The sequence below is a fragment of the Chryseobacterium camelliae genome, assembly GCF_002770595.1.
Taxonomy (GTDB): domain Bacteria; phylum Bacteroidota; class Bacteroidia; order Flavobacteriales; family Weeksellaceae; genus Chryseobacterium; species Chryseobacterium camelliae.
In genome coordinates, this window is record NZ_CP022986.1 from 2,712,000 (window position 1) to 2,726,552 (window position 14,553).

The following is a 14,553-nucleotide window of genomic DNA, read 5'->3' on the forward strand; positions in this document are numbered from 1 at the left end:
CCAAAGATTTATAAAGGTTTATTGATGATATCTAAAAATTCTCCGGACATATTCTGCGCCCTCAGGACGAACTTATCGATCCTTGTCAGTAAGATATTGTAGAAAAAGTTGGCCGGAATGGCTACCGCAAGACCTACCGCCGTTTGCCCTAGTGCGGTATAAATACCTTCTGAAAGGGTTTTCGGGGAGAAAGCACCTTCCATATTGGACAGGTCAAAGAATGCAATGATCATCCCGATGACCGTCCCCAGAAGACCCAGCATCGGAGCGATACTCGGTACGACTGCCAGAAGGTTCAGGTTTTTTTCCATATTGGCTACTTCCACCTGTGCCTGGGATTCCATCGCACTTACGATATCCGAAACCGGGCGCCCCAGCCTTGAGATCCCTTTTTCAAGGATCCTACCTTCCGGGGAGTGCTGCCTTTTACAGTAATCTGCTGCAGACTCAATCTTGCCTTCCCGGATAAAATCCTCGATGTTATTCATAAAGTCGGGATCTGTTTTTGAGACCATTCTTTTAATGAAGAAAAAACGCTCAAAGAAAAGGTATACAGAAAATATCCCGAGCAGTAACACGGTAACCATTACAATTTTTGCGAATACGCCTCCGTGAAACATGATTTCCCAAAATGAAAATACTTTTTTAGGTGCTTCTGCCACTGCAGATGTTGTAACCTGTGCGAATAAAATCTGAGTAAGTTCCGTTAACAGCATTAATGTGTATTTTTATAAAAGTTGTAACGACAAATGTAGTGGAATATTATGAATCGTTCTCTTAAAATTTGCTTAAAAACAGGAAATTTCCTCTCAAAAAAGATTTGAAAAGAAATTTACGGATGCTATAATGGCGAAAGATCTTTAGTCTTCGTCTATCTCAATCTGGTCCTGCTTAAACTCGCATTTCAGCCTGAAAGGAATGGGCGTATCGGAGCCGGTATAAAAATCATCAATGGTTCCCTTCCAGATCACCTGCAGTTCGCCCTCTTCATTTTTTTCAAATAAAAGTTCGTTATCATAGATATAGGCGTCCTCATCATCATAAAGGTCTACTTCCGTATAGGTTTCCTCATCAGAATCTGTAATGGTGAAGGTTTTGCCTTCGATTTCTGCGGATTCTATAGGAAAATCGATAATCTCAAGTGATAACTGCGGAAAATTGTATTGCAAAGAATCATCTTCTACGTGATCCAGGCCGTCATCCGTAATGATTTCAACCTCTAAAAAATGTTGCTGGTTGCTGTAGACCGCTTTACAATATGTGTTTCTGATATTGTATTTCAGCGTTTCTTCCGGATGGTAAATTTTTAAAATCCCTTTCATTTTTTCTTAAAAAAGAGCGGTAATAATATGATTGCTAAATGTTTTTAACAAAGATAGAAAATTGGCTGAATGTGTAACATGTTTTAAAAATTATTTTTTAAAAATCAACCTTTTCAGGAATCCGGTCATATCTTAATAATACTTATTTTTGCGTTAAAGATCCGGAAATGAAAAACATCATCTTAAAAAGCATCTTCAGCCTGGGCCTGCTGGCGGGGATCACTGCCTGTAAGAAATCTGATTCTCCTTTAACGAAGGTAACACCGTCCAACCTGGACTCTATTGCTTCCAATTACTATGAACAGTATCTCAAGCTGTATCCCCTGGATGCCACGTCACAGGGAGATATCCGGTACAATGACCAGCTCCCGATCAACATCGACAAAGATTTTATTTCCGGAGAGGTCGCTTTTTACAGTTCAGTCCAGAAACAGCTGGAAAATGTGGATTACGAAAAGCTTTCCGATGAAAGCAAAACAGTCTATGACGTACTGGATTACACCCTTCAGGATAAGATAGAAGCCTACGCCTATCACCCTGAGTATATTCCTTTCACTCAGTTTTCAGGGCTGCCGCTTACTTTCCCGCTGTACGGGAGCGGACAGGGTCCTCAGCCGTTTAAAACGACTCAGGATTACGACAACTGGCTGAAGAGGATGGAAAAGTTTCCGCAATGGATGAATGCCGCCACGGAAAATTTCAGGGAAGGAATCACCAGCAAAATGGTGCTGCCCAAGAAACTGGTGATTAAGATGATTCCCCAGATGAGGGCTCCGGAAATCATCAGCACTGATCTTAAGACGAATATTTTCTACGGACCGATCAATAGTTTTCCGAAAAATTTCACGAAGGCACAGAAAGATCAGTACACGGCGCTCTATAAAGAATCTGTCACCAAAAATATCATTCCTGCTTATACCAAAATGGGCGATTTCCTGGAGAAAGAATACCTGCCTAAAGCCAGAGATACAGATGGTTACAATAGCCTTCCCAACGGTAACGATATCTACCGGTACTACGTAAAAAGCTGGACAACCACTAAATATACGCCTGAAGAAATCAATAAAACAGGCCTTCAGCAGGTAGCTATGCTCCGTGCCGAAATGGAAAAGGTAAAACAGCAGGTAGGCTTTACAGGAACCCTTGAAGAATTCATCAGTTACGTGAAGACAGATCCGAAGGCCATGCCGTATAAGACCTCAAAGGAAGTGCTAGACGCCTTCAACGGGATCTTAACCAAGATTACGCCTAAACTGAAAACGATGTTCAGCGTAACCCCGAAAACAAAATTTGAGATCAGGCAGACCGAAAAATTCAGGGAGGCCAGTGCAAGTGCGGAATACATCCAGGGCACAGCAGATGGAAAGCGCCCGGGTGTTTTTTATGTCCCGCTTCCCGATCCGTCCAAGTTCAATGTGACATCCGGTATGGAATCGCTTTTCCTTCATGAAGCAATTCCGGGCCACCATTACCAGGTTTCCCTGCAGCAGGAAAATACAAAGCTTCCCAAATTCATGCGGTTCGGCTGGTTTGGTGCCTATGGCGAAGGCTGGGCGCATTACTGTGAAACTTTAGGCCCTGAATTCGGGTTGTATACAGATCCGTACCAGAAAATGGGCTACCTGAGCGACCAGATGCTGAGAGCCGTACGACTGGTGGTAGATACCGGCCTGCATACGGGAAAAATGACCCGCGAGGATGCCATAAAATATTTCCTCAGCAATATTTCCTATGACGAAGCCGGCGCAACGGCAGAAGTGGAACGCTATATGGCTATGCCCGGACAGGCCCTGGGATATAAAATAGGATCTTTACGCATCCGGGAACTGAGGGAACAGTATCAGAAAGAATTAGGGAAAAATTTCAGCCTCGCCAAGTTCCATGATGAAATACTGAACCAGGGATGCCTTCCGCTGGATGTCCTTAACAGGAAGATGGCACTTTGGGCAAAAAAGCAACAGTAATCAAATGCTATACAGGTATGTTTACGGTAGAACAGATTGAAAATGCCCACGGCAAAGTACAGTCGGGATCCGATTTTCCGAGTTATATCCGGGAAATTAAAGAGCTGGGTGTACAATCTTTTGAAACCCGGGTAAAAGACAGTTGTACAGAATACTTCGGCGCCCATGGTTTCAGGGCAAAATCAGGAGCCAAATACCGGGACCTGCCCATCCGGAATACAACTGATGAGAATGCATTCAGGAATACTTAAAAAGCCATCAGAGAGGGGAAACAGATTATAAGACGTTCTGCGTCCACTGCGCGGAAACCGGCATTGAGAAATGGGTTGTTGATTTGGACCACTTAGCTGTACTTATTATGATGGATCCGGAAAGGAAGTATTAAAGGAAGAAATTCCTCATTAAAATATAAAGCCACAGATTGCTCCTGTGGCTTTTTTAATCCGGTAAAACCTAGCTCTGATAAAGATAGGACTCAATTTATGATTCCATGTCTGAAACAATCCTGTTCGGCGGCACCCCGAATTTTATTTTGAAGGTACGGGAAAAATGCGGCAGGCTCTGAAAGCCCAGGTCAAGATAGATATCGGAAGGCTTCATCTTTTTTGTCCCGATGAGGTACTTTGCTTCGGCAAGCCTTTTATCTAAGAGCCATTGACGGGGCGGCAGCCTGAATATTTTTTTAAAATCCCTCTTAAATCCCGCCAGGCTTCGTCCGGTTAGCTGAGCAAACTGCCGGACCGGTATATTGAATCGAAAATTGTTCAGCATGAATTTTTCAAGATCAATCTTACAGGGTTGAGAGAAATCGAATAAAAGGTTCATCAGTTCCGGCTGGGCATGGAGCAATAATTTAACCCCTTCTTTCATTTTCAGGATGCCTAATTCATCAGTCATCTCTGTTCCGGACTTCCGGGCATACGGAATTACAGACTGAAAGTAACCCTTCAGGAAGTCATTAAATGGAATCAGCATATTTGATAAGCCGGTATATTTCCTGTCTGCCTGATATTTTTCTTCCAACGCAATCTTACGTAGTGCATCTTCCTGTAAAGAAATAACGATGGTTTCATAATTTCCGCCGGTTACCGGAGTTTTGATCAGGGTACCGAGCTGGTTTTTACCAATCAGCAGAATCTCTGATCCTTCTACTGAAATATGTTGCCCGGCAGTTTCCAGGGTAAGGGATCCTGAAACCTGCAGTATAATGGTATGATGGTTCCATATGCAGGGTTTCTCCTTTTTCTCTTTGGAAAGATAGGAATAGAACAAAACACCGGGAAGAATTTCTGTCGGGCTTTCCATTTAACGCTCCAGATAAGTGTCACCCCATATTTCTCCGGCTGCGAATGCCGTATCCAGCTGATTCATTTCTTCTGCCGTAAGCACCATATCCATAGCTGCGATATTTTCCGGCAGCCTGGACCTCCGGCTCATGCTTACCAGCGGCATGATATGGTCACCCTGAGCTTTAACCCATGCAATAGCAAGCTGCGTAGGAGAACACCCCTTATCGGCAGCAAGATTTTTCAGCACCTCAGCTTTTTCTACATTATGAATCAGGTTTTTACCCTGAAAACGGGAGAAATGATTGCGGTAGTCATTTTCAGCGAGAGGAAGTTTCAGTTCTCCGGTCAGAAGTCCTTCAGCAGTATTGGCAAAAGCAATGACACCAATGCCCAATTCTTTTGCAGCTGGCAGCAAATCATGCTCTATCTGGCGGTCTGCCAGTGAATAGCCTATCTCAAGCGCTGTTACAGGGTAAATGCTGTTGGCCCGACGAAGCTGGTCGGCAGTAATTTCAGAGACACCGATATGCCGTACCTTGCCTTCTCTGATCAGATCGGCTACCGTTCCGATAATATCTTCTACCGGAACACTGCCATCCATACGGCTCGGCTGGTAAAGGTCTATGGTTTCAATTCCAAGGCGGGTAAGGGAATAGTTGACAAAGTTCTTGATCGAGACAGGACGAAGCTCCATCCCGATCGGCTGCCCGTTATGAAATACGGCTCCGAATTTAACACTGATAAAAGCATCATCCCGCCTGTCCCTGATGGCTTTGCCTATGAGCATTTCATTATGGCCCGCCCCATAAAAATCACCGGTATTGAGAAAGTTAATGCCATGGTCCAGTGCCTCATGGATCGTAGCAATACTTTCTCTTTCATCGGGTACCGGGCCGCCCCAGATAGAAGACATACGCATGCAGCCTAATCCAAGACCGGATACAAGTGGCCCATGGTGACCTAACTGAATTGTTTGAATATTTTTCATACTACAAATATACCGGTATGGCAGAATACATGTTTGCCTGTATGGCTCATATTATTTGTCCCTATGGCTCAAAACCACTCACCCTCAAATATGGTTTCCTCAAAAGGAAGCCTGTTTCATTCTGTGGTAGTAAACATAGTCAAACTGTAAGGTCATGAACATGACTGATAAGTTCTGACTTATTTTTCAAACAGCATCTTCGTAATGAAATCCTTTTCTCCTTTTCCCCTTGCCGGAGAATACTCCCTTCCGTAATAAATGATCTGGAGGTGAAGCTTGTTCCAGGCGCTTTCAGGAAAAATTTTCTTGGCATCTTTTTCTGTTTCCACTACGTTTTTTCCGGAGGTAAGCTTCCATAAGGTCATCAGGCGGTGGATATGGGTATCTACCGGAAAGGCAGGGAATCCGAAGGCCTGGCTCATCACCACAGAAGCCGTTTTATGCCCTACTCCCGGTAAGGCCTCCAGCTCTTCGTAGGTAGCAGGGACCTGCCCATTATGTTTTTCAATCAGCAGTTCCGCCATTCTTTTCAGATTCTTGGCTTTCTGGTTAGACAGCCCGATTTCCTTGATCAGTTCCTTGATCTCGTGGACTTCCAATCGTGCCATCCTCTGTGGCGTCCCGGCTACACGGAAAAGATCAGGCGTTACCTGATTGACTTTTTTATCCGTGGTCTGTGCAGAAAGGGCTACGGCTACAAGTAGGGTAAAAGGGTCGGTATGATCAAGGGGAACAGGGACCTGAGGATATAGTTTTTCTAATTCGCGCTGAACGAGCTCGGCTCTTTGCTTTTTTGTCATGTAACTGTTAAATTTGAACAAAATTAAAATAATATGCTTAAAGTAGGAGACCATTTACCGGAATTTAAAGGAACCAATCAGGACGGCAAAACCATAGATTCATCTGAACTGATCGGTAAGAAATCGGTTATATTCTTTTATCCTCAGGCCAATACACCAACCTGTACGGTTGAGGCATGCAACCTCAGCGACCATTATTCGGAGCTGGAAAAGGCGGGATATACATTACTGGGAATCAGTGCAGACTCCGTGAAAAAGCAAAAAAACTTCCACACTAAATTTGCTTTTCCTTATGACCTGATTGCTGATGAAAACCACGACATCGTTGAAAAATTCGGGGTTTGGCAGGAGAAAAATAATTTTGGGAAAACCTATATGGGAATTGTAAGGACCACATTTATCTTTGATGAAAAAGGGATCTGTGTAAGGGTCATTGACAAAGTGACTTCAAAAACAGCAGCAGCGCAGATCCTGGAAGGATAAACAGGCGGGCCGCGTTTAGAGCTCTACTCGGTTTCAAAATACATCAATTCTTCATCATCATTAGGGATTGTGACATATTTTTTGAATTTCAACCCGAGCTTCCCGATTAATTTCTGGGAAGCAAAATTATCTTTTGTCGTAATCGCGGATAGCCTGGTTAGCCCAAAATGATCCATGCCAATGGATTTCACCTTTGTGGCTGCCTCAAAACCATATCCTTTGCCTTCAAATTCTTCCAGGAAGGAAAATCCGATATCGGCAACATCCAGTCCTTCACGCTCAAAAATGCCTGCTGCACCTATCTTTTGACCTCCGGATTTTTCTACGATAACGTAGTTGCCGAAACCTGATTTTTCAAACTGGGGAATAAATTTTTCGCTGATGTACCGCTCTGCATCATGGATGCTTCTCAGTCCGCGGTCGCCGATGTACCGGATAAAGTTCGGACCGTTGTATAATTCCAGCATAAAAGCGGCATCATCCAAAGAAACCGGATGCAAGATCAGCCGTTCGGTTTCGTAAAAGCTATTTTCTTCGGGCGGGTTGTTTTGTTTTTTTGGGTTCATCTGCCGGCACTTCTTTTTTTTCTATTTTTAAAAGCCTCGGATTGTTCGTACATTTCTTATTGTACAGTTCGATATACGTCCCGTTATCCTTTGCACCGGTTACCTTTCCGCTGGATTTGTTAACCGTAAGCGTAAAATGGGTTTTCTGGTACGGGCATTCCTTTGAGGTCAGTTTCCCCAGGTCAATATAATAGTTTGACGCATCCTGATAATAGTTTCCGGCTACATTTTTGAATTCCTCATCGATGAAATAGCCTTCCGCAGTAGCATCAATTACTGCTTCCTCGACATTATCAATGGTCCCTATAAAGGTTTTCAGGCCAGAAATATCCGTTATATAATCAACTTTTCCCGCTTTGGAATAGGCGATATAATAAAAGCTGTCTTCTTCCGGGAAAAGGTTGAATCCTGAAGACTGCGGGACATAGTCTTTTTTCGTACCGGAAATTTTCAGCTCCTCATTTTTCCCGTAATGGTTATGTACCAGCACCCAGAAATCTGTCCGGTTATCGGGAATGACCGATTTGAGGATCTGCGGAATGCTGCCCAGCTGTTTTCTTTCCTGGGCCGTCATGCAGACGCCCAGCAATAAGAAGATAAAGATGATATTTTTCGTGATGGTTTCGCTCATGCTTTAAACAGGCTGCAAACCTGTACTGTTAAATGAATTTATCCCCTTTTTTGAGGTTTTTTAGGTCCAGCACATAATCCTTAATCAGCTGGTCATGTTCCCTCGGGCAGATCATCAGGACCTTATCGGTATCCACTACGATATAATCTTTAAGCCCGTCTATCACCACTGCTTTATTGCTGTTCTTTATATGAACGATATTTCCGCTGGAATGGTATGTGAGCACATGCTTTTGTTTTACAGCATTTTGATTTTCATCTTTTTCCGTGTTTTCGTAGACGGATGTCCACGTACCTAAATCGCTCCATCCCAGGTCGGAAGGAATGACATATACATTTTTAGCTTTTTCCAGGATCCCGTTGTCTATGGAGATTTTCTGCAGCTTAGGATAAATAAGCTCTATGCATCCCTCTTCACCATCGGCATTGTATTCACAGGCCATGAACTGCTGCGTCATTTCAGGGAGGTATTTCTCAAAAGCAGCATGGATGGTTTGTACACTCCACACAAAAATACCGGCGTTCCAGAGAAAATCACCACTTTCCAGGAACGTTTTGGCGATTTCGAGGATGGGCTTTTCAGTGAATGTCTTTATTTTAAAATAGTCGGATCCTTTTTTATCAACGAACTGGATGTATCCGTATCCCGTATCGGGCCTTGTAGGGGTAATGCCCAGGGTAACAAGGTAATCGTTTTCTGAAGCGATCTCAAAAGCCAGCCTGACCTTGTCAAGAAATACCTCTTCACGCAGGATCAGGTGATCTGCCGGCAAGATGATCATCTTCGCATCAGGATTGAGTTCAGCAATTTTATTGGCCATATAAAGGTTGCACGCCGCCGTATTTTTCGCTAAAGGCTCTCCTACGATGTTCTGCTCCGGAATTTCCGGCAGCTGCTGATGGGACAGGCTTACATATTCTTTATTGGTAATGACAAATATATTCTCATCCGGAACAATTTTACGGATTCTGTCATAGGTCTGCTGAATCATCGTACGGCCTACACCCAGGATGTCCTGAAACTGCTTGGGAAACTTCTGCGTGCTCATCGGCCAGAACCGGCTTCCTATACCGCCTGCCATGATGACACAGTATTGATCTGATCTTACCATGTTTAACTACATTTTTTCACTCTGGCCAGCGGCTTGAAAGAGTACTGCCTCCCGGTAACCAGGTTCCTGCAAAGATAGTTTTTTTTGATCAGACCTTCCAACAAATACTTCTCATCGCGATAGATAAAGGAATCCCCTTTTTTAAGCTCTTCCATAAACTGGAGGTCATCTCCTTCCTTTCCGATATGGAAATACCTTACCAGCTCCGGACTGGACATAAAATTAGCTTTGGGAGACCTGGAGAACCGTGTAATGATCGGCCTCAGATCCTGCTCATATACCTCCAGGCTTTCCAGAAGCATTTTCCGGAAGGTGTCTTTCCATTCCACTCCGTGCGGGGAAATCCTCCGCCCGTACTTCTCAAAGGCAATAAGATGGGCCAGCTCGTGCGTCAGAACAAAGAAAAAAAGCTGGGGAGCCAATGTGGAATTGATGGTAATTTCATGAGACCGGTCCGCCAGTTTCCTGTAATCCCCGAGTTTGGAATGCCGGTCGCGGGTAATTTTAATATGGATATAATACTCTGAAAACCAGTTTTTCAGATATGGAAGGGTGTTATCAGGCAGGTATTTCTCAAGGTTCTGAATAGACATTTTACAGGCTCAGCGGAATTCCCGCATAGAAATTCAGCAATTTCAGGCTGAATAGATAATTGAACTTTGCCTGCGCTACAGAGCCCTGCGCGTTGGCATAATTATTACGGGCAACATTGACATCATAAATGGTTGATCTCCCCGCCGCATAGCTCTTATCTGCAAAATCCAGCGATAAGCGGGTGCTTTTCTCAGCTTCCACTGCGGCAAGATACGCCTCATAATTGGCATCCACATCAAACTGGGCCTTCTGAACATTCTGCCTTACGGCCTGTCTCTGCTGTTCCAGTGAATTTTTAGCAATATTTTCATTGATTTTGGACTGCTCCACCTGCAGTTTCGTAATTCCTTTGTTAAATAACGGAACATTCAGGGAAAGCGCCAGCTGCTGACCGAAGTTATCTTTATACTGCTGGAAGAAACTGCGCTCAACCACCGGGATCCCGTTAATGTCAACCCCCGTGATATTGGTATTTAACCGGTTATTGTAAAAACTTCCCAATCCTGCACTCGCCGTTAAAGTAGGCCAGAATGATGTCCTGGTAATTTCCGTCTGTGCCTCTGCCGATCGTATCCTGCTTTCGGCAGCTTTGATCTGGGGTTGCGTCTGGTATGCGGTTTCCAGGACTTCTTCCACAGGCTGAAGCTGAGGAGCCAGCTGATCCGGCACACTCACATCTTCCACATCGAAGTCCCTGTATTCCTTAAGCTGTAACAGCTGGGCAAGGGCAAATAAGCTTCTCCCGACATTGATTTCAGCTGTCTTAAGGTTTTGTTTTTCTCGCGCCAGTCCGGATTCTGCCTCTGCAAGTACCGTCTGGGCAGTCGTTCCTACCTGGGTGGTAATTTTCGCCCTGTCGTACTGTTTTTGTGCATTTTCAACAGCGGCCTCTGAGATTTTAACGATTTCCTTATTCAGCAAAGTCGTCAGGTACTGCTGGGCTATCTGAAGCGATATATCGTTTTTTACCGTTTCTATATCATACTGGCTGGCCTGTACATCATATTCCGTTTTACGGATATTCTTTTCGATCCTTCCGTTATTAAACACCGTGATGTTGGCCCCTACATTGGCACTGTTGCTGAAGTTATCATTCCTGATACTGGTATTGATGAACTGGGTCTGCCCGAAACTGGCCGAATTGCTGATGCTTCCGGATACCGAAGGCAGGTATTCCCTTTTGGCCATCTTAAGGTTGGAATCCTGAATCTGTTTTGAATATTCATTTTGGATCACCTGCAGGTTATGCTGTACGGCATAGTCCACACATTCTCTCAAAGACCACTTCTTCTGGGCATTGGCTCCCAGATAAGACAGTCCCAGAATAATAATCAAAACTTTTTTCATGCTGAATTTTTACCTTATTAGACGTGTCAAATATAAAAAAGTTACAGTTCAGGACAATTAAATATTCCTTTTTAAAAAAACTTTTGAGAATTTTGCATCATGACAGCAGAACAATACCGCGAAGCCGTTGAATGGTTATTTGTACAGGCACCCAATTACCAGCTTGACGGACAGAAGGCTTATAAGCCCGGACTGGACAATATCATCCGCATGTGTGAGTTTTTTGGCAATCCCCAGGAAAAAATACGCTGCATCCATATTGGGGGAACCAACGGAAAAGGGTCTACCAGCAATATGCTGGCTTCCGTACTTCAGGAGGCAGGCTATACCGTAGGGCTGTACAACTCCCCCCATCTCATCGATTTTACGGAGCGGATCAAGGTAAACGGCAAGAACTGCGATACAGGTTTCGTGTATGATTTCATCATGAAGCTGAAACAGCTTCCGGAAGATATCCAGCCCTCTTTCTTTGAGTTCACCACCATTATGGCTTTTGAATACTTCTATCAGCAGCAGGTGGATTTCGCCATTATTGAGGTAGGCCTTGGCGGCAGGCTGGATTCAACCAATATCATCACACCAATGGTCTCAGCCATTACGAATGTACAGCTTGACCATCAGGATCTGCTTGGAGATACGATTGAAGAGATCGCTGCTGAAAAGGCCGGTATCATCAAACCCGGAATTCCTGTGATTTCCGGAGATGAGGAGGAGCCGGTTAAAAAAATCCTGAAGAAAAAGGCCCAGCAGGAAAACGCCTCTTTTTCAGATGTTACCGGAACAGAAACCCATCTGCAATCCGATCTTAAAGGAAACTATCAGAAAAAGAACATCCGGGTCGTTTTGGGAATCATCCGTGAACTGCAGAAACAGAACGTGAACATTTCAGAAGAGCATATAGAACGCGGCCTGATGCATGTGCACCGGAATACCGGGTTTATCGGGCGCTGGTTTGAATTTTCCAAAGATCCGCTGACGATCTGCGATACGGCCCATAACCAGGCAGGCCTTGAGCAGGTTTTTGCCCAGCTGAATTCGATCAACCGCCGTAAGCATATCATTCTTGGTTTTGTAAATGACAAAAAGATTGATGATGTTATGCGCCTTCTTCCGGAAGATGCCGTTTTCTATTTTGCAAAACCGGCCATTCACCGGGGCAGACATCCGGAAGAATATGAAAACCTGCTGAAAGAGGCGAAAATAAATTATAAAATTTTCAATTCCGTGCAGGAGGCATATCTTTCTGCTAAACAGGAATGTATGAAAAATGAAATGATTTTTATCGGGGGAAGCAATTTTGTAGTGGGAGAATTTTTAGAAAAAAATTTGGAGATTTCCGAATAAGTCGTATATTTGCACCACTCTAAACGAGAAAACAAGTATAGAGGGTTCTTAGCTCAGTTGGTTCAGAGCATCTGGTTTACACCCAGAGGGTCGGGGGTTCGAATCCCTCAGGACCCACAAAAAGGAAACGAAACCTTTCAAAAAAAAGTCGGGCTCTTAGCTCAGTTGGTTCAGAGCATCTGGTTTACACCCAGAGGGTCGGGGGTTCGAATCCCTCAGGGCCCACAAAAAATCTCTCAGATTTCTGAGAGATTTTTTTATTGCATTTTCCTCAGGAGCCAGGCGAGCTTATAAACATCCAAAAGCCTGATTTCGGGCTGCTCTGAAACCAGGTTACGGTATATCTTTTTCTCGGCCAGCCTATACATAAAAAGAAATACAGCATCCAGTTTAAGCTTTTTCAGATTTGCTGCCGCCTTATAGACACGGATATCTTTAATCAAAGGAGTGTTATGAGGACTGATGATCAATCCATACAGCGTATCCATACTCACCTGCGTTTTCTTCAGGAAAACAGCATTATCCGTATCATCAACATGAATAACCGGATTATTGAAAGCAAGGAAGCAAATACTATTCTTTTCCAGAAGTTTTGCAAAGACATAATCTTCATACCCATACTGAGTGAGTTCCTCATTGAACGGAGACTCTATCAGAATTTCTTTTTTAATGGCAAAATTAACGGTTTTAAAAACCGAGATATCAGAAGACCGGTCTCCGGAGAAGATTTCCCTGGCCACAGAATAGCGGTTTCTGAGGCTTGCGGAATACTGTTCCGCGATCCTGAAATTTCCGTAAAGAAGGTCCAATGAAGGGTTATGCTCTATCTCAGCGATGTACTTCCGCAGGAAATCAGGATGGCCTATCCCGGCATCACAATCCAGGAATAAAAAATACTCTCCGTCGGCATACTTTGTGAAAAGATTCCTGATCCTGGAACGACCGATATTCTCTTCCAGAAAAATCAGTTGATGTACCTGATGTTTAATTTTTGTATTGATTTCCCTGAAAGCATATTCTGATGCATCATCAATCAGGATGATTTCTGCATCTAGCGTATAAGTATGAATTTCCCTGTTCAGCGCTGTAACCAGCTCCCGGACATCGAAATTATATACCGGAATACAGACGGAAATTTTCATTCCGAAGAAATTTTATCAATGATTTTCTGAATATTGAGCTCTCCCAGGCATGCCCAGTCTCCCCTGAAGCATTCTTTATCGCCAAATACAGAGCATGGCCTGCAGGTAAGGTCCTTAACCTCAACCACATCATCTTCACTCTGCCCGAACCCTAAAAATCCGGCATACGGGTGCGTCTGCCCCCAAATGGAGACACACCGGGTTCCTGCGAGGCTGGCGAGATGCATATTGGCGGAATCCATGGAAATCATGAGTTCCAGTCCTGCAATGGTCCGAAGTTCTTCGGAAAGACTGAGCTTTCCGGCCAGGCTTACGGTATTGGGAATTTCTTTTTCCCACTGGCTGAGGGTTTCCGTTTCTTTAGGACCTCCTCCGAAAAAATAAATTTTTTTCTTCTGCGCCAGGATCCGGGCCAGTTCATACGACTTTTCAAGAGGCAGCATTTTGCCTTTATGCTGGGCAAAAGGAGCGAAACCGATCCCTGATTTTGGATCTGCCTGTGGACGTAATGCATGGGTAAGCTCCACATGAAACCCCATCTTCCGGAATACATCTGCATACCGCTCCACTGTTTTTTTCAGCTGTGCTTTATCCAGGTTCCAGATATCTGTTAAATGTTCTTTTTCTTCTTTCCCTTTATTGATTTTAAACACTTTCAGCCCTCTCCTGCCGTAAATCTTATCCAGGACTTTTGTCCGGATTACATCATGGAGGTTGGCTATGATATCCGGCTGAAACTCTTTGATCAGTTCGTGGGCCAGCCTTCTCAGGCCGAAAAACCCTTTGTAATCATCCAGGTCAATCCCTTTAAAGATAATATTGGGAATCCCGGAGAACAGGCTTTCGAAATTTTTCCTGGACACCATAACAATTTCCACATCCGGATTCTGTTCCAGGAAATCACGGAAAACCGGGGCCGTCATAGCGACGTCACCAAATGCTGAAAAACGGTATGCTAAAATTCTTGTCACG

The 14,553-nt window shown here is 44.1% G+C and carries 15 protein-coding genes, 2 tRNA genes and 1 pseudogene; 6 read left to right on the forward strand and 12 right to left on the reverse strand.

The features are described 5' to 3' along the window. Positions 1–8: 8 nt before the first annotated feature. Together CGB83_RS12515 and CGB83_RS12520 are read right to left on the reverse strand one after the other, a co-directional pair. Positions 9–716 carry a MotA/TolQ/ExbB proton channel family protein gene (locus CGB83_RS12515; protein ID WP_100076088.1) on the reverse strand — a complete coding sequence of 236 codons (708 nt, stop codon included), beginning with the start codon at positions 714–716 and terminating at the stop codon, positions 9–11. Positions 717–860: 144 nt separating this feature from the next. Further along, positions 861–1,322 (reverse strand): hypothetical protein, encoded by a 462-nt coding sequence (locus CGB83_RS12520; RefSeq protein ID WP_100076089.1) that lies wholly within the window; start codon positions 1,320–1,322, stop codon positions 861–863. A 167-nt stretch (positions 1,323–1,489) separates the two neighbouring features. Here CGB83_RS12520 and CGB83_RS12525 point away from each other — a divergent pair, with 167 nt between their 5' ends. Together CGB83_RS12525 and CGB83_RS12530 are read left to right on the forward strand one after the other, a co-directional pair. Continuing rightward, entirely contained in the window at positions 1,490–3,286 is a 1,797-nt protein-coding gene (locus CGB83_RS12525; RefSeq protein WP_100076090.1) for a DUF885 domain-containing protein, read from the forward strand. Between the two features lie 17 nt (positions 3,287–3,303). Beyond that, a pseudogene (locus CGB83_RS12530) lies at positions 3,304–3,671 on the forward strand (DUF1398 domain-containing protein). 95 nt (positions 3,672–3,766) lie between these two features. Here the strand turns inward: CGB83_RS12530 and CGB83_RS12535 are convergent. The 3 genes from CGB83_RS12535 to nth all read right to left on the reverse strand — a co-directional run bounded on the left by CGB83_RS12535 (position 3,767) and on the right by nth (position 6,363). Further along, positions 3,767–4,591, reverse strand: coding sequence for a helix-turn-helix domain-containing protein (locus CGB83_RS12535; protein ID WP_100076091.1), 825 nt, complete (start codon positions 4,589–4,591; stop codon positions 3,767–3,769). Then, positions 4,592–5,563 carry an aldo/keto reductase gene (locus tag CGB83_RS12540; protein ID WP_100076092.1) on the reverse strand — a complete coding sequence of 324 codons (972 nt, stop codon included), beginning with the start codon at positions 5,561–5,563 and terminating at the stop codon, positions 4,592–4,594. A gap of 179 nt (positions 5,564–5,742) precedes the next feature. Continuing rightward, the gene (nth, locus tag CGB83_RS12545) at positions 5,743–6,363 is read right to left on the reverse strand and encodes an endonuclease III (RefSeq protein WP_100076093.1); all 621 of its coding nucleotides are present in this window, start codon (positions 6,361–6,363) and stop codon (positions 5,743–5,745) included. A 33-nt stretch (positions 6,364–6,396) separates the two neighbouring features. On the opposite strand from nth, the gene bcp reads away from it, so the two are divergent. Further along, complete coding sequence (gene bcp / locus CGB83_RS12550) at positions 6,397–6,846, forward strand: thioredoxin-dependent thiol peroxidase (RefSeq protein ID WP_100076094.1); 450 nt, start codon at positions 6,397–6,399, stop codon at positions 6,844–6,846. Positions 6,847–6,869: 23 nt separating this feature from the next. On the opposite strand, the gene CGB83_RS12555 is transcribed toward bcp, so the two are convergent. Genes CGB83_RS12555 through CGB83_RS12575 form a run of 5 tightly spaced genes read right to left on the reverse strand, consistent with a single transcriptional unit; the run spans position 6,870 to position 11,095 of the window. Next, the gene (locus tag CGB83_RS12555) at positions 6,870–7,412 is read right to left on the reverse strand and encodes a GNAT family N-acetyltransferase (protein ID WP_100076095.1); all 543 of its coding nucleotides are present in this window, start codon (positions 7,410–7,412) and stop codon (positions 6,870–6,872) included. Beyond that, the gene (locus CGB83_RS12560) at positions 7,372–8,043 is read right to left on the reverse strand and encodes a hypothetical protein (protein WP_100076096.1); all 672 of its coding nucleotides are present in this window, start codon (positions 8,041–8,043) and stop codon (positions 7,372–7,374) included. The genes CGB83_RS12555 and CGB83_RS12560 overlap by 41 nt, the downstream gene beginning before the upstream one ends. A 28-nt stretch (positions 8,044–8,071) precedes the next feature. Further along, the gene (locus tag CGB83_RS12565) at positions 8,072–9,154 is read right to left on the reverse strand and encodes a mannose-1-phosphate guanylyltransferase (RefSeq protein WP_228419915.1); all 1,083 of its coding nucleotides are present in this window, start codon (positions 9,152–9,154) and stop codon (positions 8,072–8,074) included. 2 nt (positions 9,155–9,156) lie between these two features. Further along, positions 9,157–9,747: a SprT-like domain-containing protein gene (locus CGB83_RS12570; protein WP_100076098.1), complete on the reverse strand. Its 591-nt coding sequence runs from the start codon at positions 9,745–9,747 to the stop codon at positions 9,157–9,159. Position 9,748: 1 nt separating this feature from the next. Further along, a complete protein-coding gene (locus CGB83_RS12575; RefSeq protein ID WP_100076099.1) occupies positions 9,749–11,095 on the reverse strand; it encodes a TolC family protein in 1,347 nt (448 codons plus the stop codon). Between the two features lie 99 nt (positions 11,096–11,194). Here CGB83_RS12575 and CGB83_RS12580 point away from each other — a divergent pair, with 99 nt between their 5' ends. From CGB83_RS12580 to CGB83_RS12590, 3 genes are all read left to right on the forward strand, one after another. Next, positions 11,195–12,439, forward strand: coding sequence for a bifunctional folylpolyglutamate synthase/dihydrofolate synthase (locus tag CGB83_RS12580; RefSeq protein ID WP_100076100.1), 1,245 nt, complete (start codon positions 11,195–11,197; stop codon positions 12,437–12,439). 42 nt (positions 12,440–12,481) lie between these two features. Next, positions 12,482–12,556 (forward strand) — tRNA-Val (locus tag CGB83_RS12585). A gap of 33 nt (positions 12,557–12,589) precedes the next feature. Next, a tRNA-Val gene (locus tag CGB83_RS12590) sits at positions 12,590–12,664 on the forward strand. Positions 12,665–12,696: 32 nt separating this feature from the next. On the opposite strand, the gene CGB83_RS12595 is transcribed toward CGB83_RS12590, so the two are convergent. Together CGB83_RS12595 and CGB83_RS12600 are read right to left on the reverse strand one after the other, a co-directional pair. Next, positions 12,697–13,581, reverse strand: a complete 885-nt coding sequence (locus CGB83_RS12595; RefSeq protein WP_100076101.1) for a glycosyltransferase family 2 protein — start codon at positions 13,579–13,581, stop codon at positions 12,697–12,699. Further along, positions 13,578–14,552 carry a glycosyltransferase family 9 protein gene (locus CGB83_RS12600; RefSeq protein ID WP_228419917.1) on the reverse strand — a complete coding sequence of 325 codons (975 nt, stop codon included), beginning with the start codon at positions 14,550–14,552 and terminating at the stop codon, positions 13,578–13,580. Before CGB83_RS12600 ends, CGB83_RS12595 begins: the two co-directional genes overlap by 4 nt. Between the last annotated feature and the right edge of the window lies 1 nt (position 14,553).